This window comes from Pseudomonas sp. WJP1 (assembly GCF_028471945.1).
GTDB lineage: Bacteria > Pseudomonadota > Gammaproteobacteria > Pseudomonadales > Pseudomonadaceae > Aquipseudomonas.
This window is the reverse complement of sequence record NZ_CP110128.1, coordinates 1,931,106-1,949,322: the sequence shown is the minus strand read 5'-3', so window position 1 is coordinate 1,949,322 and position 18,217 is coordinate 1,931,106. Positions and strand designations below refer to the sequence as shown.

General features: G+C 61.7%; 18 protein-coding genes. 16 read left to right on the top strand and 2 right to left on the bottom strand.

The window, feature by feature from the left end:
* The first annotated feature begins 32 nt into the window (after positions 1-32).
* From ccoN (OH720_RS08890) to OH720_RS08815, 16 genes are all read left to right on the top strand, one after another.
* On the top strand, positions 33-1,457 hold the full coding sequence (gene ccoN, locus OH720_RS08890; RefSeq protein ID WP_008057902.1) for a cytochrome-c oxidase, cbb3-type subunit I: 1,425 nt from the start codon (positions 33-35) through the stop codon (positions 1,455-1,457).
* A 10-nt stretch (positions 1,458-1,467) separates the two neighbouring features.
* Positions 1,468-2,076: a cytochrome-c oxidase, cbb3-type subunit II gene (gene ccoO / locus OH720_RS08885; RefSeq protein ID WP_272605281.1), complete on the top strand. Its 609-nt coding sequence runs from the start codon at positions 1,468-1,470 to the stop codon at positions 2,074-2,076.
* Positions 2,077-2,079: 3 nt separating this feature from the next.
* A complete protein-coding gene (locus OH720_RS08880) occupies positions 2,080-2,277 on the top strand; it encodes a cbb3-type cytochrome oxidase subunit 3 (RefSeq protein ID WP_272605280.1) in 198 nt (65 codons plus the stop codon).
* The gene (gene ccoP, locus OH720_RS08875; protein WP_272605279.1) at positions 2,274-3,224 is read left to right on the top strand and encodes a cytochrome-c oxidase, cbb3-type subunit III; all 951 of its coding nucleotides are present in this window, start codon (positions 2,274-2,276) and stop codon (positions 3,222-3,224) included. Before OH720_RS08880 ends, ccoP (OH720_RS08875) begins: the two co-directional genes overlap by 4 nt.
* A gap of 484 nt (positions 3,225-3,708) precedes the next feature.
* Positions 3,709-5,151, top strand: a complete 1,443-nt coding sequence (ccoN, locus tag OH720_RS08870; protein WP_272605278.1) for a cytochrome-c oxidase, cbb3-type subunit I — start codon at positions 3,709-3,711, stop codon at positions 5,149-5,151.
* Positions 5,151-5,759, top strand: a complete 609-nt coding sequence (ccoO, locus tag OH720_RS08865; RefSeq protein ID WP_008057891.1) for a cytochrome-c oxidase, cbb3-type subunit II — start codon at positions 5,151-5,153, stop codon at positions 5,757-5,759. Before ccoN (OH720_RS08870) ends, ccoO (OH720_RS08865) begins: the two co-directional genes overlap by 1 nt.
* A 5-nt stretch (positions 5,760-5,764) precedes the next feature.
* On the top strand, positions 5,765-5,950 hold the full coding sequence (locus OH720_RS08860; protein WP_032831505.1) for a CcoQ/FixQ family Cbb3-type cytochrome c oxidase assembly chaperone: 186 nt from the start codon (positions 5,765-5,767) through the stop codon (positions 5,948-5,950).
* Positions 5,947-6,930, top strand: coding sequence for a cytochrome-c oxidase, cbb3-type subunit III (gene ccoP, locus OH720_RS08855; protein WP_008057888.1), 984 nt, complete (start codon positions 5,947-5,949; stop codon positions 6,928-6,930). The genes OH720_RS08860 and ccoP (OH720_RS08855) overlap by 4 nt, the downstream gene beginning before the upstream one ends.
* A 685-nt stretch (positions 6,931-7,615) precedes the next feature.
* Complete coding sequence (gene ccoG / locus OH720_RS08850; protein WP_008057884.1) at positions 7,616-9,031, top strand: cytochrome c oxidase accessory protein CcoG; 1,416 nt, start codon at positions 7,616-7,618, stop codon at positions 9,029-9,031.
* Positions 9,032-9,042: 11 nt separating this feature from the next.
* Positions 9,043-9,582, top strand: a complete 540-nt coding sequence (locus OH720_RS08845) for a FixH family protein (RefSeq protein ID WP_272605277.1) — start codon at positions 9,043-9,045, stop codon at positions 9,580-9,582.
* A gap of 136 nt (positions 9,583-9,718) precedes the next feature.
* A complete protein-coding gene (locus tag OH720_RS08840; RefSeq protein WP_272605276.1) occupies positions 9,719-12,169 on the top strand; it encodes a heavy metal translocating P-type ATPase in 2,451 nt (816 codons plus the stop codon).
* A gap of 22 nt (positions 12,170-12,191) precedes the next feature.
* On the top strand, positions 12,192-12,410 hold the full coding sequence (gene ccoS, locus OH720_RS08835) for a cbb3-type cytochrome oxidase assembly protein CcoS (RefSeq protein WP_008057874.1): 219 nt from the start codon (positions 12,192-12,194) through the stop codon (positions 12,408-12,410).
* Complete coding sequence (locus OH720_RS08830; protein WP_272605275.1) at positions 12,403-13,086, top strand: sulfite exporter TauE/SafE family protein; 684 nt, start codon at positions 12,403-12,405, stop codon at positions 13,084-13,086. Before ccoS ends, OH720_RS08830 begins: the two co-directional genes overlap by 8 nt.
* A gap of 193 nt (positions 13,087-13,279) precedes the next feature.
* Entirely contained in the window at positions 13,280-14,662 is a 1,383-nt protein-coding gene (gene hemN, locus OH720_RS08825; protein WP_272606425.1) for an oxygen-independent coproporphyrinogen III oxidase, read from the top strand.
* A 92-nt stretch (positions 14,663-14,754) separates the two neighbouring features.
* A complete protein-coding gene (gene fnr, locus OH720_RS08820) occupies positions 14,755-15,489 on the top strand; it encodes a fumarate/nitrate reduction transcriptional regulator Fnr (RefSeq protein WP_008057871.1) in 735 nt (244 codons plus the stop codon).
* A 77-nt stretch (positions 15,490-15,566) separates the two neighbouring features.
* Positions 15,567-16,115, top strand: a complete 549-nt coding sequence (locus OH720_RS08815; protein ID WP_008057870.1) for an adenine phosphoribosyltransferase — start codon at positions 15,567-15,569, stop codon at positions 16,113-16,115.
* Positions 16,116-16,243: 128 nt separating this feature from the next.
* On the opposite strand, the gene OH720_RS08810 is transcribed toward OH720_RS08815, so the two are convergent.
* Entirely contained in the window at positions 16,244-17,392 is a 1,149-nt protein-coding gene (locus OH720_RS08810; RefSeq protein WP_272605274.1) for an acyl-CoA dehydrogenase family protein, read from the bottom strand.
* 191 nt (positions 17,393-17,583) lie between these two features.
* Complete coding sequence (gene recR, locus OH720_RS08805; protein ID WP_008057867.1) at positions 17,584-18,186, bottom strand: recombination mediator RecR; 603 nt, start codon at positions 18,184-18,186, stop codon at positions 17,584-17,586.
* Positions 18,187-18,217: the final 31 nt, after the last annotated feature.

Genomic DNA, 18,217 nt, shown 5'->3' with positions numbered 1-18,217 from the left:
GCCCACTTCGGCTGAACCGTGGATGGGGAACCATGAACACTTCTATCAGTACCGCCTACAACTATAAGGTGGTCCGCCAATTCGCCATTATGACGGTGGTGTGGGGCATCGTCGGCATGGGGCTCGGGGTTTTTCTCGCGGCCCAGTTGGTCTGGCCCGAACTCAACTTCAATTTGCCCTGGACCAGCTTCGGCCGCCTGCGCCCGCTGCACACCAACGCGGTGATCTTCGCTTTCGGTGGCTGCGCCCTGTTCGCCAGCTCGTTCTACTCGGTGCAACGCACCTGCCAGGCCCAGCTGTTTGCACCGAAAATCGCCGCGTTCTGTTTCTGGGGCTGGCAATTGGTGATTGTCCTGGCGGCGATCAGCCTGCCATTGGGCTACACCAGTTCCAAGGAATACGCCGAGCTGGAATGGCCGATCGACATCCTGATCACCATCGTCTGGGTCGCCTACGCCATCGTGTTCTTTGGCACGATCATGCAGCGCAAGACCAAGCACATCTATGTCGGTAACTGGTTCTTCGGTGGCTTCATCGTCACCGTGGCGATCCTGCACATCGTCAACAACATGGAATTGCCAGTCAGCTTCACCAAGTCCTACTCGCTGTACTCGGGTGCCACCGATGCGATGGTGCAATGGTGGTACGGCCACAACGCCGTAGGCTTTTTCCTCACCGCCGGTTTCCTCGGGATGATGTATTACTTCGTGCCGAAACAGGCCGAGCGCCCGGTGTATTCCTATCGCCTGTCGATCGTGCACTTCTGGGCACTGATCACCCTGTACATCTGGGCCGGCCCCCACCACTTGCACTACACCGCCTTGCCGGACTGGGCGCAGTCGCTGGGCATGGTGATGTCGCTGATTCTGCTGGCGCCGAGCTGGGGCGGGATGATCAACGGCATGATGACCCTGTCAGGCGCCTGGCATAAGCTGCGCAGCGACCCGATCCTGCGTTTCCTCGTCGTGTCGCTGGCGTTCTACGGCATGTCGACCTTCGAAGGGCCGATGATGGCGATCAAGACGGTCAACGCCCTCTCCCACTACACCGACTGGACCATCGGCCACGTACACGCCGGCGCACTCGGCTGGGTGGCGATGATCTCCATCGGCGCGCTGTACCACATGATCCCGAAAGTCTTCGGCCGCGAGCAGATGCACAGCATCGGTCTGATCAACGCGCACTTCTGGCTCGCCACCATCGGCACCGTGCTGTACATCGCCTCGATGTGGGTCAACGGCATTGCCCAGGGCCTGATGTGGCGTGCGGTGAACGAGGACGGCACGCTGACCTACTCCTTCGTCGAAACCCTGGTGGCCAGCCATCCGGGCTTCGTCGTGCGGCTGGTGGGCGGGGCGATCTTCCTCAGCGGCATGTTGCTGATGGCCTACAACACCTGGCGCACCGTGCGGGCCTCGCAGCCTGCCGACGTCGTCGCTGCCGCGCAGATGGCCTGAGGAGTCCGCCATGAAACACGAAACAATCGAGAAAAACGTCGGCCTGTTGCTGCTGCTGATGATCCTGGCCGTGAGCATCGGCGGCCTGACCCAGATCGTCCCGCTGTTCTTCCAGGACGTGACCAACAAACCGGTGGAAGGCATGAAGCCCTACACCGCACTGCAACTGGAAGGCCGCGACATCTATATCCGCGAAGGCTGTGTCGGTTGCCACTCACAGATGATCCGCCCGTTTCGCGCCGAGACCGAACGCTACGGGCACTACTCGGTGGCCGGTGAAAGCGTGTGGGATCACCCGTTCCTCTGGGGTTCGAAACGCACCGGTCCGGACCTGGCCCGGGTGGGCGCGCGCTACTCCGATGACTGGCACCGAGCGCACTTGTACAACCCGCGCAACGTGGTGCCGGAATCGAAGATGCCGGCCTACCCGTGGCTGGTGGCCAACCCGGTCGACAGCGGCCATACCGAAACCAAGCTCAAGACCATGCGCACGCTGGGCGTGCCGTACACCGACGAGGACATCAGCGGCGCCGTCGCTTCGCTCAAGGGCAAATCCGAAATGGACGCGCTGGTCGCCTACCTGCAAGTGCTCGGCACTGCGATCAAGAGCAAGAGGTGAACCATGGTCGTTGAAATGAGCACTGGAATGATCCGCGGCCTGGGCACCGTCGTGGTGTTCGTGGCCTTCGTCGGCCTGACGCTGTGGGTGTTCAACGCCAAGCGCAACCCGCAATTTGCCGAAGCGCGCCTGCTGCCCTTCGCCGATGAACCACAAGCCGAGACCCCCGAAGAATCCGCCACAAGGAGCACCCGGCCATGACCACTTTCTGGAGTACGTGGATCTGCGTATTGACCATCGGCAGCCTGATCGGCCTGACCTGGCTGCTGATCGGCACCCGCAAGGGCGAAACCAAGGGCAGCGTCGACCAGACCATGGGCCACAGCTTCGACGGCATCGAGGAGTACGACAACCCGTTGCCGCAATGGTGGTTCATGCTGTTCGCCGGCACCCTGGTATTTGCCGTCGGCTACCTGATTCTCTATCCCGGCCTGGGTAACTGGAAAGGCATCCTGCCCGGTTATGAGAACGGCTGGACCGGCGTGCACGAATGGGAAAAGGAGATGGACAGGGCCGACGCCCGATTCGGGCCGATCTTCGCCAAATTCGCCGCCATGCCGGTGGAAGAAGTGGCCAAGGACCCGCAGGCGCTGAAAATGGGTGGGCGCCTGTTCGCCTCCAACTGTTCGGTGTGCCATGGCTCGGATGCCAAGGGCGCGTTCGGCTTCCCCAACCTGGCGGACAGTGACTGGCGCTGGGGCGGCGACGCCGACACTATCAAGGCCACCATCCTGGGTGGACGCATGGCGGCGATGCCGGCCTGGGGCGAAGTGCTGGGCGAAGCCGGGGTGAAAAACGTGGCCGCCTATGTGCGCCACGAACTGGCCGGGCTGCCATTGCCGGCGGACAACAAGGCCGACCTGCAAGCCGGACAGCAAGCCTTCAGCACCACCTGCACAGCCTGTCACGGTGCCAGCGGCCAAGGCACCGCCGCCATGGGTGCACCGAATCTGACGCACCCGGCCGGCTTCATCTATGGCACCAGCCTGACCCAGCTCGAGCAGACCATCCGCCATGGTCGCCAAGGTCATATGCCGGCGCAAAATGAGTTGCTCGGCAACGATAAAGTACAATTACTGGCAGCTTATGTGTACAGCTTGTCTCAAGGACTGAATACAGAAAACCTGCAAGTCGAAAGCAAAAAGTAATGGTCCGCAACACCGGCACTGCCGCATTCTTTCGAATGCGGTAGTTCCCCTCCCCTTTGCGACCCATTGTCGCACCCTTGCAAACCTCACCTTTCGAATCCCCGGATTCGGGTCTACGCTTGGTCGATGCGAACTGGCCCGTGCCGGTTCCAGGTCATCCTTGCGCGATGTGCTCGCCCCATCGACTGACTGACAGGCCGCAAACGCCGGTAGATACCGGCTGTCGTGCCAAATGCCGTCGGTCGCCGATCAGGGCTTTTGAACACACCCCGTTACAAGTGACCTGAACCCCCTCGCTTTTTCCGTTCGCTGCGACATTTTGTCCGAGGCCATTTTTGTCCTTACGCGGCGCATGGAAAGGCCGCAGAATCAGCATTTGAACGCATTGACCCAGGTCATGGCGCGTTGCAATGACCCCCTGCTTTCTCCATACTTGCGGCCGATTTTTAATCCTAATAAAACACCCAAACCGTGGAACCTTAGAATGAGCACAGCAATCAGTCCGACTGCTTATAACTATAAGGTAGTCCGCCAGTTCGCCATCATGACGGTGGTCTGGGGGATCCTTGGCATGGGGCTCGGTGTCTTCATCGCCTCGCAACTGGTCTGGCCGGAGTTGAACTTCGGTCTGCCATGGACGAGCTTTGGACGCCTGCGCCCGTTGCACACCAACCTGGTGATTTTTGCCTTCGGTGGTTGTGCACTGTTTGCCACTTCCTATTACGTCGTGCAGCGAACCTGCCAAACGCGACTGATTTCCGACAGCCTCGCGGCCTTCACCTTCTGGGGTTGGCAAGCGGTGATCGTCGGCGCCATCGTTACCTTGCCGCTGGGTTACACCACCACCAAGGAATACGCTGAGCTGGAATGGCCGCTGGCTATTCTGCTGGCCATTGTCTGGGTCACCTACGGCCTGGTGTTCTTCGGCACCATCGTCAAGCGCAAGACCAAGCACATCTATGTGGGCAACTGGTTCTACGGTGCCTTCATCGTCGTGACCGCGATGCTGCACATCGTCAACCACATGTCGCTGCCGGTCAGCCTGTTCAAGTCCTACTCGGCCTACTCGGGCGCGACCGACGCGATGATCCAGTGGTGGTACGGCCACAACGCCGTAGGTTTCTTCCTGACCACGGGCTTCCTGGGGATGATGTACTACTTCGTGCCAAAACAGGCCGAGCGTCCGATCTACTCCTATCGCCTGTCCATCGTGCACTTCTGGGCGCTGATCACCCTGTACATCTGGGCCGGCCCGCACCACCTGCACTACACCGCACTGCCGGACTGGGCCCAATCGCTGGGCATGGCCATGTCGATCATCCTGCTGGCTCCGAGCTGGGGCGGCATGATCAACGGCATGATGACCCTGTCGGGCGCCTGGCATAAGCTGCGCACCGACCCGATCCTGCGATTCCTGGTCGTCTCCCTGGCGTTCTATGGCATGTCGACCTTCGAAGGTCCGATGATGGCGATCAAGACCGTCAACTCGCTGTCGCACTACACCGACTGGACCATCGGCCACGTACACGCCGGTGCACTCGGCTGGGTAGCGATGATCTCGATCGGCGCGATCTACCACATGATCCCGAAACTGTTCGGTCGCGCTCAGATGCACAGCATCGGCCTGATCAACACGCACTTCTGGCTCGCGACCATCGGTACCGTTCTGTACATCGCTTCGATGTGGGTCAACGGCATTACCCAGGGCCTGATGTGGCGTGCAATCAACGATGACGGCACCCTCACCTACTCGTTCGTCGAAGCGCTGCAAGCCAGCCACCCGGGCTTCATCGTCCGCGCCCTGGGCGGTGCGTTCTTCGCCGCCGGCATGCTGTTCATGACCTACAACGTATGGCGTACCGTACGCGCCTCGAACCCGGCTGAAGCCAAAGCCGCCGAACAGATTGCCGTAGTTGGAGCTCACTGATGAAGCATGAAGCAGTCGAGAAGAATATTGGCCTGCTGGCCTTCTTCATGGTTATCGCCGTCAGTGTCGGCGGCCTGACCCAGATCGTTCCGCTGTTTTTCCAGGATGTCACCAACAAGCCGGTCGAGGGCATGAAGCCCCGCCCTGCCCTTGAACTGGAAGGCCGCGACGTCTACATCGCCAACGGTTGTGTCAGCTGCCACTCGCAGATGATCCGCCCGTTCCGTGCTGAAACCGAACGTTACGGCCACTACTCGGTCGCCGGTGAAAGCGTGTGGGACCACCCGTTCCTGTGGGGTTCCAAGCGCACCGGCCCGGACCTGGCCCGTGTTGGCGGTCGTTACTCCGATGACTGGCAGCGTGCGCACTTGTACAACCCGCGCAACGTGGTGCCCGAGTCGAAAATGCCGGCCTACCCGTTCCTCGTGGAAAACAAGCTCGACGGCAAAGACACCGCCAAGAAAATGGAAGTGTTGCGCGCGCTCGGCGTCCCTTACACCGACGAAGACATCGCCGGTGCCAAGGATGCCGTGAAGGGCAAAACCGAAATGGACGCGCTGGTGGCCTATCTGCAAGGCCTGGGCACCATCATCAAAAGCAAACGGTGATCTAAATGGATATCGGGATGATTCGTGGCCTGGGCACCGTCGTTGTGATGGTGGCCTTTGTCGGTCTGGCCTTGTGGGTGTTCAGCCCCAAGCGCAAGTCGGAGTTTGAAGACGCCACCTTGCTGCCTTTCGCGGATGATCCCGAAGCCATCAAGCACGTCGAGCAAGCTTCTAGGAGTAACAAAGAATGACTACATTCTGGAGTCTGTATGTCACAGTCCTCAGTCTCGGTACGATCTTTTCCCTGACCTGGCTGCTGCTGTCGACCCGTAAGGGCCAGCGCACCGAGTCGACCGAAGAGACGGTTGGCCACTCCTTCGACGGGATCGAAGAGTACGACAACCCCCTGCCGAAATGGTGGTTCATGCTGTTCGTGGGCACCATCATCTTCGCCCTGGGCTACCTGGTGCTGTACCCGGGCCTGGGCAACTGGAAAGGCCTGCTGCCGGGCTACAACTACCTCGATAACGAGAAGCAGACCGCGTTCGCCAACGGCCAGACCGGCTGGACCGGCGTTCACGAATGGGAAAAGGAAATGGCCCGGTCGGACGCCAAGTTCGGTCCGATCTTCGCCAAGTTCGCTTCCATGCCGATCGAAGAAGTGGCCAAGGATCCACAAGCGCTGAAAATGGGCGGTCGCCTGTTCGCCTCCAACTGCTCGGTCTGCCACGGCTCCGACGCCAAGGGTGCCTACGGCTTCCCTAACCTCACCGACGCCGACTGGCGCTGGGGCGGTGAAGCGGAAACCATCAAGACCACCATCATGGGCGGTCGCCACGCGGTGATGCCGGCGTGGGCCGAAGTGATCGGCGAGCAAGGCGTTGCGGACGTTGCCGCCTTCGTCCTGACCAACCTCGATGGCCGTAAACTGCCGGAAGGCACCAAGGCCGACCCGGTTGCCGGTGGCAAGCTGTTCGCGGCCAACTGCGTGGCCTGCCACGGCCCGGAAGGCAAAGGTACCCCAGCGATGGGCGCACCCAACCTGACCCACCCGGCCGCATTCATCTACGGTTCGAGCTTCGCTCAACTGCAGCAGACCATCCGTTACGGCCGTCAGGGCCAGATGCCTGCGCAAGAGCAAATGCAGGGCAATGACAAGGTTCACCTGCTGGCCGCTTACGTCTACAGCCTGTCTCATGGCGAGAAGGCACCAGTGGCGGACGCCCAGTAAGGCATACGCCTGACGCGATAACGAACGGCCCCGCGCATGTAAATAGGCGGGGCCGTTTTGTTTTGGGCGCCTGTTTCATAATCTGAAACCTATATTCGATGGGACTGCGGGCCGGTCAGGGGTAATGTCGTCTGACCTGGCAACCTGCATGAGGCGGGCTGGCCAGGACAAGGAAGTTAATCGTCATTACACAAGGAATGCATACCATGTCTGATCAAGAACACATCGTCGACGACTGCAGGGGCCCGGTACTGCCTGAGCCTACCAAGGTAGAAATCGTACCAACCGTTGAGCTCGTCATCCCCGAGTGCGAAACACCCGAGGAACCTGCACCTGGGAAACCTGCGCAGCGTCGTGCCAACTTTGCCATCCCCCCCGAAGGCGAGGGTGGCGAGCACGATAGCTCGTGGCGGATTGACTAACCTTAAGCCGTGACCCGTGAGCGCAGCGGACATCCGCTGCGCTCCGAAGCCAGGCCGTGCAATACCGGTGAGCTATAGTCAATTGACCTGCATCATGTTTTGTTACATTCGCTACACCATTCGGGTTTTTTCCCCAACGCGACCAAAGGTCGCACCCTTGAGCTAGAGCGACAGGCGTATCATTGCGCCACTGCAACACCTCTTTTTGACCGCGGTCGGCACGTACTGACCGAGGCATTTTTCCACTGCCGTGGGATGCAATGATGAGCAACCAGATTCCGGTACACGACGTCACCCCACCCAACAAGAACGCGAACAACAGCGTCGACCTCTACGCCTCCAGGGAAAAAATCTACACCCGCGCCTTCACTGGCCTGTTTCGCAACTTGCGCATGGCGGGCGGCGCTTTCCTGTTCCTGTTGTATTTCGGCACGGTGTGGCTCAACTGGGGCGGGCACCAGGCCGTGTGGTGGAACTTGCCGGAGCGCAAGTTCTTCATCTTCGGCGCCACCTTCTGGCCACAGGATTTCATCCTGCTGTCCGGCATGCTGATCATCGCCGCCTTCGGCCTGTTCTTCATCACCGTGTACGCCGGCCGCGTCTGGTGCGGCTACACCTGCCCGCAGAGCGTCTGGACCTGGATCTTCATGTGGTGCGAAAAGATCACCGAGGGTGACCGCAACCAACGCATCAAACTCGACAAGGCGCCGATGAGCGCCAACAAGTTCCTGCGCAAGTTCAGCAAGCACAGCCTGTGGCTGCTGATCGGTTTCGTCACCGGCATGACCTTCGTCGGCTACTTCTCGCCGATTCGCGAACTGGTGATCGAGTTCTTCACAGGCCAGGCCGATGGCTGGTCGTATTTCTGGGTCGGTTTCTTCACCCTCGCCACCTACGGCAACGCCGGCTGGCTGCGTGAGCAGGTGTGCATCTACATGTGCCCGTACGCACGCTTCCAGAGCGTGATGTTCGACAAGGACACGCTGATCGTCTCCTACGACCCACGCCGTGGCGAAAGCCGTGGCCCGCGCAAGAAAGGCATCGACTACAAGGCCCAGGGCCTGGGTGACTGCATCGACTGCACCATGTGTGTCCAGGTCTGCCCGACCGGCATCGACATCCGTGACGGCCTGCAGATCGAGTGCATTGGCTGCGCGGCGTGCATTGATGCCTGCGACGCCATCATGGACAAGATGGAGTACCCGCGCGGCCTGATCAGCTACACCACCGAACACAACCTGTCCGGGCAGAAAACCCATAAACTGCGCCCGCGCCTGATCGGCTATGCCGTGGTGCTGATGGTGATGATCGGGGCGCTGGTGACCGCGTTCTTCATGCGTTCGCTGGTCGGTTTCGACGTCAGCAAGGATCGCGTGCTGTACCGTGAGAACGCCGAAGGCCGGATCGAAAACGTCTACAGCCTGAAAGTCATGAACAAAGACCAGCGCGACCACACCTATGTGCTCGAGGCCACCGGCCTGCCGGACCTCAAGCTGCAAGGGCGGCGCGAGATCAAGGTCGCGGCTGGCGATATCATAAGCCAGCCGGTCGAACTGTCCGTGGCCCCTGAACAACTGCCATCGAGCACCAACGAGGTGAAATTCATCCTCAAGGACGCCGATGACGCCAGCATCCACGTTGAAGCCAAGAGCCGATTCATCGGCCCACAAAATCGTTGAGAGAAGTGATCATGCCCGCAGCAACTGCCGCAAGTCCCTGGTACAAGCACCTTTGGCCGTGGATCATCATCGGGATCCTGGCCTGCTCGGTGACCTTGACCTTGTCCATGGTGACCATCGCGGTGAAGAACCCGGACAACCTGGTCAACGACAACTACTACGAGGCGGGCAAAGGCATCAACCGTTCCCTGGACCGTGAACTGCTGGCGCAGACCCTGCTGATGCGCGCCAGCATTCATCTGGATGACGTGACCGGTGAAGTCGACCTGCGCCTGAGCGGCAATAGCCAGCCTGCGACGCTTGAACTGAACCTGATCTCGCCGACGCAGCCGGAGAAGGATCGCAAGATCACCCTCACCCGCAGCGACGCTGAACAGGGCCGCTACATCGGCCAGTTGAGCGACAAGATCGAAGGCCGCCGCTTCATCGAATTGCTCGGCAGCCAGGACGACCACATCTGGCGCATGTTCGAGGAAGAACTGGTCAACCACGACAAGGAATTGCTGCTCGGTGATGAACCGTTGCAAGGCGCGGAAGACCTGAAAAAATAAAGCCATACCTTGATCGTTCCCACGCTCTGCGTGGGAACGCAGCCAGGGACGCTCCGCGTCCCAGCCGAAGCGGACGCAGAGCGTCCGGGGAGGCATTCCCACGCAGAGCGTGGGAACGATCATCGGACAACGCCTCATGACCACCCCAACCCCCTGCTACCATTGCGCCCTGCCCGTCCCCACCGGCAGCCGCTTCACCGCCGTCGTGCTCGGGGAGTCACGGGAATTCTGCTGCCCGGGATGCCAGGCCGTGGCCGAGGCCATTGTCGCAGGCGGTCTGCAAAGCTATTACCAGCATCGCAGCGAAGCTTCGGCCAACCCCGAAGCGCTGCCAGTGCAATTGGTCGATGAACTGGCGCTGTACGACCGCGCCGACGTGCAGCAACCCTTCGTTCGCCACGAAGGCGAACTGGCCGAAACCACACTGCTGATGGAAGGCATCAGTTGCGCCGCCTGCGGCTGGCTGATCGAGAAACACCTGCGCACCTTGCCCGCCGTTGCCGAGGCGCGCCTGAACCTGTCCAACCATCGCCTGCACGTGCGCTGGGCCGACGGGCAATTGCCGCTGAGCCGGGTGCTCGCCGAGCTGCGCCACATCGGCTACGCCGCCCACCCCTACCAGGCCGACCGCGCCAGCGAACAGCTGGCCAGCGAAAACCGCCTGGCCCTGCGCCAGCTCGGCGTGGCCGGGTTGCTGTGGTTCCAGGCGATGATGGCGACCATGGCCACCTGGCCGGAATTCAATATCGACCTCAGCCCCGAGCTCCACGCCATCCTGCGCTGGGTCGCGCTGTTCCTGACCACACCGATCGTGTTCTACAGCTGTGCACCGTTCTTCAAGGGCGCCATGCGCGATCTGCGCACACGACACCTGACCATGGACGTTTCGGTGTCGCTGGCCATCGGCAGTGCCTACATCGCCGGGATCTGGACCTCGATCACCGGCGTCGGCGAGCTGTATTTCGATGCCGTCGGCATGTTCGCCCTGTTCCTGCTGGCCGGGCGCTACCTGGAACGGCGCGCCCGGGAACGCACCGCCGCCGCGACCGCGCAACTGGTCAACCTGCTCCCCGCTTCCTGCCTGCGCCTGGGCGCCGATGGCCAGGGCGAGCGCATCCTGCTCCGTGAACTGCGGGTTGGCGATCAAGTGCTGGTACATCCGGGAGCGATCCTGCCGGCCGACGGCAAAATCCTCGACGGCCAGTCGAGCATCGACGAATCGCTGCTGACCGGTGAATACCTGCCGCAGCCACGCATGCCGGGCGACGCCGTCACCGCCGGCACCCTGAATGTGGAAGGCCCGTTGACCGTTGAAGTCCTGGCCCTCGGGCATGACACCCGTCTTTCGGCCATCGTGCGCCTGCTCGACCGCGCCCAGGCGGAAAAACCCCGGCTGGCGGAAATCGCCGACCGCGCCGCGCAATGGTTCCTGCTGCTGACACTGATCGCCTGCGCCTGCATTGGACTGTTGTGGTGGGAGCTGGACCCGTCACGCGCCTTTTGGATCGTGCTGGCGATGCTGGTGGCGACCTGCCCGTGCGCCCTGTCCCTGGCCACGCCAACCGCGTTGACTGCCGCCACCGGCACCCTGCACAAACTGGGTTTGTTGTTGACCCGCGGCCATGTGCTGGAAGGCCTGAACCAGATCGACACGGTGATCTTCGACAAGACCGGGACCCTCACCGAAGGCCGCCTGGCGCTGCGCTCGATCCGCCCCCTCGGCGCCCTCGGCAGCGATCAATGCCTGAGTCTCGCCGCCGCGCTGGAGAACCGTTCCGAACACCCGATTGCCCGCGCTTTTGGCCGCGCGCCGCTGGCCGCCGAGGAAGTGCACAGTACGCCGGGGCTTGGCCTTGAAGGAGTGGTTGGCGAACAGCGCCTGCGTATCGGCCAGCCCGGTTTTGTCTGCGCACTCAGCGGCGCCGCGGTACCGTCAATGCCGGACGAAGCCGGCCAATGGCTGCTGCTCGGCGATAGCCAGGGCCCGCTGGCGTGGCTGGTTCTCGACGACCGTTTGCGTGCCGACGCCCCGGCGCTGCTGGCAGCCTGTAAGGCACGCGGCTGGCGCACCCTGTTGCTGTCCGGCGACAGCTCGCCGATGGTCGCCAGTGTCGCGGCCGAACTGGGCATCGATGAGGCCCGTGGCGGCTTGCGTCCGGACGACAAGCTGCAAGTCCTGCAACAACTGCACAAGGAAGGTCGCAAGGTGTTGATGCTCGGTGACGGGGTCAACGATGTACCGGTACTCGCCGCCGCCGACATCAGCGTGGCCATGGGCTCCGCCACAGATCTTGCGAAAACCAGCGCCGACGCCGTGCTCCTGTCCAATCGCCTGGACGCCCTGGTGCAAGCCTTCAACCTGGCGCGACGCACCCGTCGGGTGATCATCGAGAACTTGCTGTGGGCCGCGCTGTACAATGGTCTCATGTTGCCATTCGCCGCCCTCGGCTGGATCACCCCGGTGTGGGCCGCGGTCGGCATGTCGCTCAGTTCGTTGACCGTGGTGCTCAATGCCCTGCGCCTGACTCGCCTGCCGAGCGCGCCGGCTGCACGCACCACGCCAGAAACCCGCCCGCTGCCGGCCTGAGCCGCGCGGGCATGGAGTCCAGATGCCAGCTCTCTACGTGATGATTCCCGCCGCGCTGTTGATCGTGGCCATCGCTGTCTACATCTTCTTCTGGGCAGTCGACAGCGGTCAGTACGACGACCTCGACGGCCCGGCCCACAGCATCCTGTTCGACGACCAGGACCCGAACCACACCGCGGCGGTCGACGAGGCCAGCGGTCATCCGCCCAAACCCGACGACAAGGCGCCACCCCATGCTTGAATTGGCGCCGCTGCTGGTGTCGGCGGTCATTCTCGGCCTACTCGGTGGCGGTCATTGCCTGGGCATGTGCGGCGGCTTGATGGGCGCCCTGACCATGGCCATCCCCAAGGATCAACGCAGCCGGCGCTTTCGCCTGCTGCTGGCCTACAACCTGGGGCGCATCCTCAGCTATGCCGCCGCCGGCCTGCTGATCGGCCTGGCCGGCTGGGCGGTGGCCAACAGCCCGGCGGCGATGTTCATGCGCGTGCTCGCCGGCCTGCTGCTGATCGCCATGGGTTTGTACCTGGCCGGCTGGTGGAGCGGGCTGACGCGCATCGAAAGCCTCGGCCGCGGCCTGTGGCGGCATATCCAGCCGGTCGCCAATCGATTGCTGCCGGTGTCGAGCCTACCCCGCGCGCTGTTGTTGGGCGGGCTCTGGGGCTGGTTGCCGTGCGGCCTGGTCTACAGCACCTTGCTGTGGTCGGCCAGCCAGGGCAATGCGCTGGACAGTGCGTTGCTGATGCTGGCGTTCGGGTTGGGCACCTGGCCAGTATTACTCGCCACTGGGTTGGCGGCTGAACGAGTCACGGCGTTGTTGCGTAAACGCAGCGTGCGCATGACGGGCGGGTTGCTGGTGATGTTGTTTGGCATCTGGACTTTACCGGGGCCGCATCAGCATTGGTTGATGGGGCATTAGATTGGCGGCGCGCCCTTCGCGGGCAAGCCTCGCTCCTACAGGAGATCGCGATTCCTTGTAGGAGCGAGGCTTGCCCGCGAAGAGGCCCGCACCAACAACACAACTCCTGAGCCTTGACGCAAATCAAGATCCCCAAACACCCCACCCCCTAGACTGGCCACACTGCCAGCCTATCCGGGGGAATGCCCGCATGATGCTCGACGCCATTCGTTGGGACACCGATCTGATCCGCCGTTATGACCTGGCGGGACCACGCTACACCTCCTACCCGACCGCGGTGCAATTCCACAGCCAGATCAGCCCGTTCGACCTGCTGCATGCCCTGCGCGACAGCCGCAAGGCCGTGCGCCCGCTGTCGCTGTATGTGCACGTGCCGTTTTGCGCGAACATTTGCTACTACTGCGCCTGCAACAAGGTGATCACCAAGGATCGCGGCCGGGCGCTGCCCTACCTGCAGCGCCTGGAGCAGGAAATCCAGCTGATCGCCTGCCACCTCGACCCCGCGCAGAAAGTCGAGCAACTGCATTTCGGCGGCGGCACGCCGACCTTTCTCAGCCACGACGAACTGCGTCAACTGATGGCGCACCTGCGCAAGCACTTCAATCTGCTCGATGACGATAGCGGTGACTACGGCATCGAAATCGACCCTCGCGAAGCCGACTGGTCGACCATGGGCCTGCTGCGCGAACTGGGTTTCAATCGGGTCAGCATCGGCCTGCAAGACCTTGATCCGGCCGTGCAGCGCGCGGTCAATCGCCTGCAGAGCCTGGAAGAAACCCGCGCGGTGATCGACGCCGCCCGCACCCTGCAGTTTCGCTCGATCAACATCGACCTGATCTACGGGCTGCCCAAGCAGACCCCGGAAAACTTTGCCCGCACCGTCGACGAAGTCATCAGCCTGCAACCGGACCGCCTCTCGGTGTTCAACTATGCGCACCTGCCGGATCGCTTCATGCCGCAACGGCGGATCAATATCAACGAGCTACCGACCCCGGCGCAAAAACTGCAGATGCTGCAGCACACCATCGAGCAACTGACCGCCGCCGGTTACCGCTACATCGGCATGGACCACTTCGCGCTACCCGACGATGAATTGGCAATCGCTCAGGAGGAATCGACCCTGCAACGCAACTTCCAGGGCTACACCACCCACGGCCATTGCGATTTGATCGGGCTGGGCGTATCGGCGATCAGCCATATCGGTGATTTGTACTGCCAGAACAGCAGCGACCTGAACCAATACCAGAACACCTTGGCTTCTGCGCAATTGGCCACCAGCCGCGGCCTGTCGTGCAACGCCGATGACCGTCTGCGCCGCGCCGTGATCCAGCAGCTGATATGCAATTTCAGCCTGGAGTTCGCCCAGATCGAGCAGGCCTTCAACATCGATTTTCAAGGCTATTTCGGCGAAATTTGGCCACAACTGCAGGGCATGGCCAAGGATGGCCTGATTGAGCTGACCAGCGAAAGCATCACTGTGCTGCCGGCAGGTCGCTTACTGGTGCGCTCGGTGTGCATGGTGTTTGACGCCTACCTTGAGCAACACAGTCGCCAACGGTTTTCCCGAGTGATCTAAACCCTGCGGCAAATCCGCCGCGTGCTGGCATCAACGTCCTGCAGTGGGTTACCCTTACGTCTTATGTGTGATTTCCCACAAGGATTGAAGAAATGTCTGAGCCAGTAAAACTGCGCGCTCACAATCAGGCCCATTGCAAGGATTGCAGTCTGGCCCCGCTGTGTTTGCCACTTTCTCTGAATCTGGAAGATATGGATGCGCTGGACGAAATCGTCAAACGAGGCCGCCCGCTGAAAAAGGGTGAGTTTCTGTTCCGCCAGGGCGACAAGTTCGACTCGGTCTATGCCGTGCGCTCCGGCGCCCTGAAGACCTTCAACCTGAGCGATGCCGGCGAAGAACAGCTCACCGGCTTCCACTTGCCGAGCGAGCTGGTCGGGCTGTCGGGCATGGACACCGAAAAACACCCGGTGTCGGCGCAAGCGCTGGAAACCACCTCGGTGTGTGAAATCCCCTTCGAACGCCTCGACGAACTGGCCCTGCAACTGCCGCAGTTGCGCCGTCAGCTGATGCGCGTGATGAGCCGCGAAATCCGTGACGATCAGCAGATGATGCTGCTGCTGTCGAAAAAGACTGCCGACGAGCGCATCGCCACCTTCCTCGTCAACCTGTCGGCGCGCTTCCGTGCCCGGGGCTTCTCGGCCAATCAGTTCCGCCTGAGCATGTCGCGCAATGAAATCGGCAACTACCTGGGCCTGGCGGTTGAAACCGTGTCGCGGGTGTTCACGCGCTTCCAGCAGAACGAACTGATCGCCGCCGAGGGCAAGGAAATCCGCATCCTCGACCCGATCCAGCTCTGCGCCCTGGCCGGTGGTTCCCTCGAAGGCTGATTCGGCCGATCGCGGCTGAGCGAAACGGTTCAGCCGCCGTTATACTGTGTCGTTTGCAGCCTGCCAGGACACCTTCGATGGTCTTCGACTCCTTCGACATCAAATCCCTCATCCGCCCCGTGATCGACTTTCCGAAGCCCGGCGTGATCTTTCGCGACATCACCCCGCTCTTCCAGTCGCCCACGGCCCTGCGCCTGGTGATGGACAGCTTCGCCCACCGCTATGTCGAGGCGGATTTCACCCACATTGGCGCCATGGATGCCAGGGGTTTCCTGATTGGCTCGGTGCTGGCTTATCAGCTGAACAAGCCGCTGGTGCTGTTTCGCAAGCAAGGCAAGTTGCCGGCCGACGTTCTGGCTGAAGGCTATGCAACCGAGTACGGCGAAGCGTTTCTTGAAGTGCACGCCGACAGCCTGTGCGAAGGCGACTCGGTGGTGATGTTCGATGACCTGATCGCCACCGGCGGCACCCTGATTGCGGCGGCGAACCTGATTCGACGCATGGGCGCGCGGGTGCATGAAGCGGCGGCGATCATTGACTTGCCGGAGCTGGGTGGTTCGCAGCGCCTGGAAGATATGGGAATTCCTACTTTTTGCCTGACGCAGTTTGCCCTGTCTGATAAGTAAGTAGCGCCTTCACCGACGCCATCGCGAGCAGGCTCGCTCCTACAGTGGATTGTGTTCTTCCAGACAGAACACGGTCGAATGTAGGAGTGAGCCTGCTCGCGATGGCGTAATCCACAACTCTACAAGTCTCAAAGCCCCATCTGCTTGCTGATGATCTCGTTCATCACTTCCCGCGTCCCCCCGCCAATCGACAGAATCCGGTTATCCCGGTACAGCCGCTCCACCAGGCTCTCACGCATGTAACCCAGGCCACCCAGTATCTGCACCGCATCGTGGGTGATCCGGTCCGCCGTGTCCGTGGCAAAATTCTTGGCCATGGAAATTTCCTTGATCACACTCTTGCCCGCCGCCATTTTCGCCGCCTGCCGGTAGGTGAATTCCCGTGAGACTTCGAGTGCCGTGGCCATGTCCGCCAAGCGATGCTTGATCACCTGGAACTTGCCGATCGGTTTACCAAAGGCTTCACGCTCGCGCGCCCACTTGAGGCTTTCCTCCAGGGCAAGTTGCGCAGTCATGTTGGCCATCAACGCCAGGGCCAGGCGTTCGTTCTGGAAATTGCCCATGATGCAGGCGAAACCCATGTTCTCGCTGCCGATCAGATTGCCTACAGGCACCGGGCAATCATCGAAGAACAATTCGGCCGTGTCCGACGCCCACCAGCCCATTTTCTTCAACTGCCGACCCACGGTGAAACCCGGGGTGCCTTTTTCGATCAACAACAGGCTGATGCCAGCGAAACCCGGCTCGCCGGTGCGGACCGCGACGGTGTAATAGTCCGCGCGCACGCCGCTGGTGATGAAGGTTTTACTGCCGTTGACCCGGTAGAAGTCGCCATCACGCACGGCGCGGGTTTGCAGGTTGGCGACGTCGGAACCGCCGCCGGGTTCGGTGACGGCCAGGGCGCTGATTTTCTCGCCGGACAACACCTGAGGCACCACCCGATCACGGACGCAAGGGCTGGCCCACTTGAGAATCGGCGGCAGGCCGATGTCCAGCGAGCCCAACCCCGCCACCAGGCCACCCGAGCCACAGCGCATCAATTCTTCGCTGGCGGCGATCTTGGCGAACACATCGCCCTCGTGGCTGCCGCCCAGGCTTTGGGGGTAACCGATGCCGAGGATGCCCGCCGCACCGGCCTTCAGATAGAGCTCGCGGGGAAAGCTTTCGGCCTCTTCCCACTGCTCGATACCCGGCAGGATCTCGCGTTCGACGAAACGCCTGACGCTGTCGCGGACCATTTGGTGGCTGGGGTCGAAGTATTCCTCGAAGGCAGGCATCGGCGAACTCCACTGAAGGGTCCAGCGAAGTTAACCGAGCGCTTGCTTGGTTTTCAACAGGATTGTGTGAATCAGGTGGACCGAGGCGCCCGCATCGCGAGCAGGCTCGCTCCTACACAGGATTTGCGGTGCTCATAAAAACCCTGTAGGAGCGAGCCTGCTCGCGATGGCGTCAATCAAAACAACACAAATTACAAACTGATCGGCTTACGCCCGGCAAACGAATGCGCCAGCGTGCCGCCATCCACCAACTCCAGCTCGCCGCCCAGCGGCACGCCATGGGCGATGCGCGAAGCGATCAGGCCTTTGCTGCTCAGCAACTGGGCGATGTAGTGCGCGGTGGCTTCGCCTTCCACGGTCGGGTTGGTGGCGAGGATGACTTCCGTGAACGTGCCCGCCTCCTCGATCCGCGCCATCAATTGCGGAATGCCGATCGCCTCCGGCCCCAGCCCGTCGAGCGGCGAAAGATGCCCCTTGAGCACGAAGTAGCGACCACGAAAACCGGTCTGCTCCACGGCATAGACATCCATCGGCCCTTCCACCACGCACAACAAGGTGTCGTCGCGGCGGGTATCGGCGCATTGCGGGCAGAGGTCGTCTTCGGTCAGCGTGCGGCACTGACGGCAGTGACCGACCCCATCCATGGCCTGGTTCAGGGCCAGTGCCAGGCGCGAGCCGCCACTGCGATCACGCTCGAGCAACTGCAACGCCATGCGCTGGGCGGTTTTCTGACCCACACCTGGCAAAACTCGCAGGGCGTCGATCAGTTGGCGAATCAAAGGGCTGAAGCTCATGGGGAAAAGTCCGACGATAACAACGAGACGC

Coding starts and splice junctions, on each gene's coding strand:
- ccoN (WP_008057902.1), top strand. CDS start 33: ATGAACACTTCTATCAGTACCGCCTACAACTATAAGGTGGTCCGCCAA.
- ccoO (WP_008057891.1), top strand. CDS start 5,151: ATGAAGCATGAAGCAGTCGAGAAGAATATTGGCCTGCTGGCCTTCTTC.
- ccoG (WP_008057884.1), top strand. CDS start 7,616: ATGAGCAACCAGATTCCGGTACACGACGTCACCCCACCCAACAAGAAC.
- ccoN (WP_272605278.1), top strand. CDS start 3,709: ATGAGCACAGCAATCAGTCCGACTGCTTATAACTATAAGGTAGTCCGC.
- OH720_RS08860 (WP_032831505.1), top strand. CDS start 5,765: ATGGATATCGGGATGATTCGTGGCCTGGGCACCGTCGTTGTGATGGTG.
- OH720_RS08880 (WP_272605280.1), top strand. CDS start 2,080: ATGGTCGTTGAAATGAGCACTGGAATGATCCGCGGCCTGGGCACCGTC.
- recR (WP_008057867.1), bottom strand. CDS start 18,186: ATGAGCTTCAGCCCTTTGATTCGCCAACTGATCGACGCCCTGCGAGTT.
- OH720_RS08845 (WP_272605277.1), top strand. CDS start 9,043: ATGCCCGCAGCAACTGCCGCAAGTCCCTGGTACAAGCACCTTTGGCCG.
- fnr (WP_008057871.1), top strand. CDS start 14,755: ATGTCTGAGCCAGTAAAACTGCGCGCTCACAATCAGGCCCATTGCAAG.
- ccoS (WP_008057874.1), top strand. CDS start 12,192: ATGCCAGCTCTCTACGTGATGATTCCCGCCGCGCTGTTGATCGTGGCC.
- OH720_RS08840 (WP_272605276.1), top strand. CDS start 9,719: ATGACCACCCCAACCCCCTGCTACCATTGCGCCCTGCCCGTCCCCACC.
- hemN (WP_272606425.1), top strand. CDS start 13,280: ATGCTCGACGCCATTCGTTGGGACACCGATCTGATCCGCCGTTATGAC.
- OH720_RS08815 (WP_008057870.1), top strand. CDS start 15,567: ATGGTCTTCGACTCCTTCGACATCAAATCCCTCATCCGCCCCGTGATC.
- OH720_RS08830 (WP_272605275.1), top strand. CDS start 12,403: ATGCTTGAATTGGCGCCGCTGCTGGTGTCGGCGGTCATTCTCGGCCTA.
- ccoP (WP_008057888.1), top strand. CDS start 5,947: ATGACTACATTCTGGAGTCTGTATGTCACAGTCCTCAGTCTCGGTACG.
- ccoP (WP_272605279.1), top strand. CDS start 2,274: ATGACCACTTTCTGGAGTACGTGGATCTGCGTATTGACCATCGGCAGC.
- OH720_RS08810 (WP_272605274.1), bottom strand. CDS start 17,392: ATGCCTGCCTTCGAGGAATACTTCGACCCCAGCCACCAAATGGTCCGC.
- ccoO (WP_272605281.1), top strand. CDS start 1,468: ATGAAACACGAAACAATCGAGAAAAACGTCGGCCTGTTGCTGCTGCTG.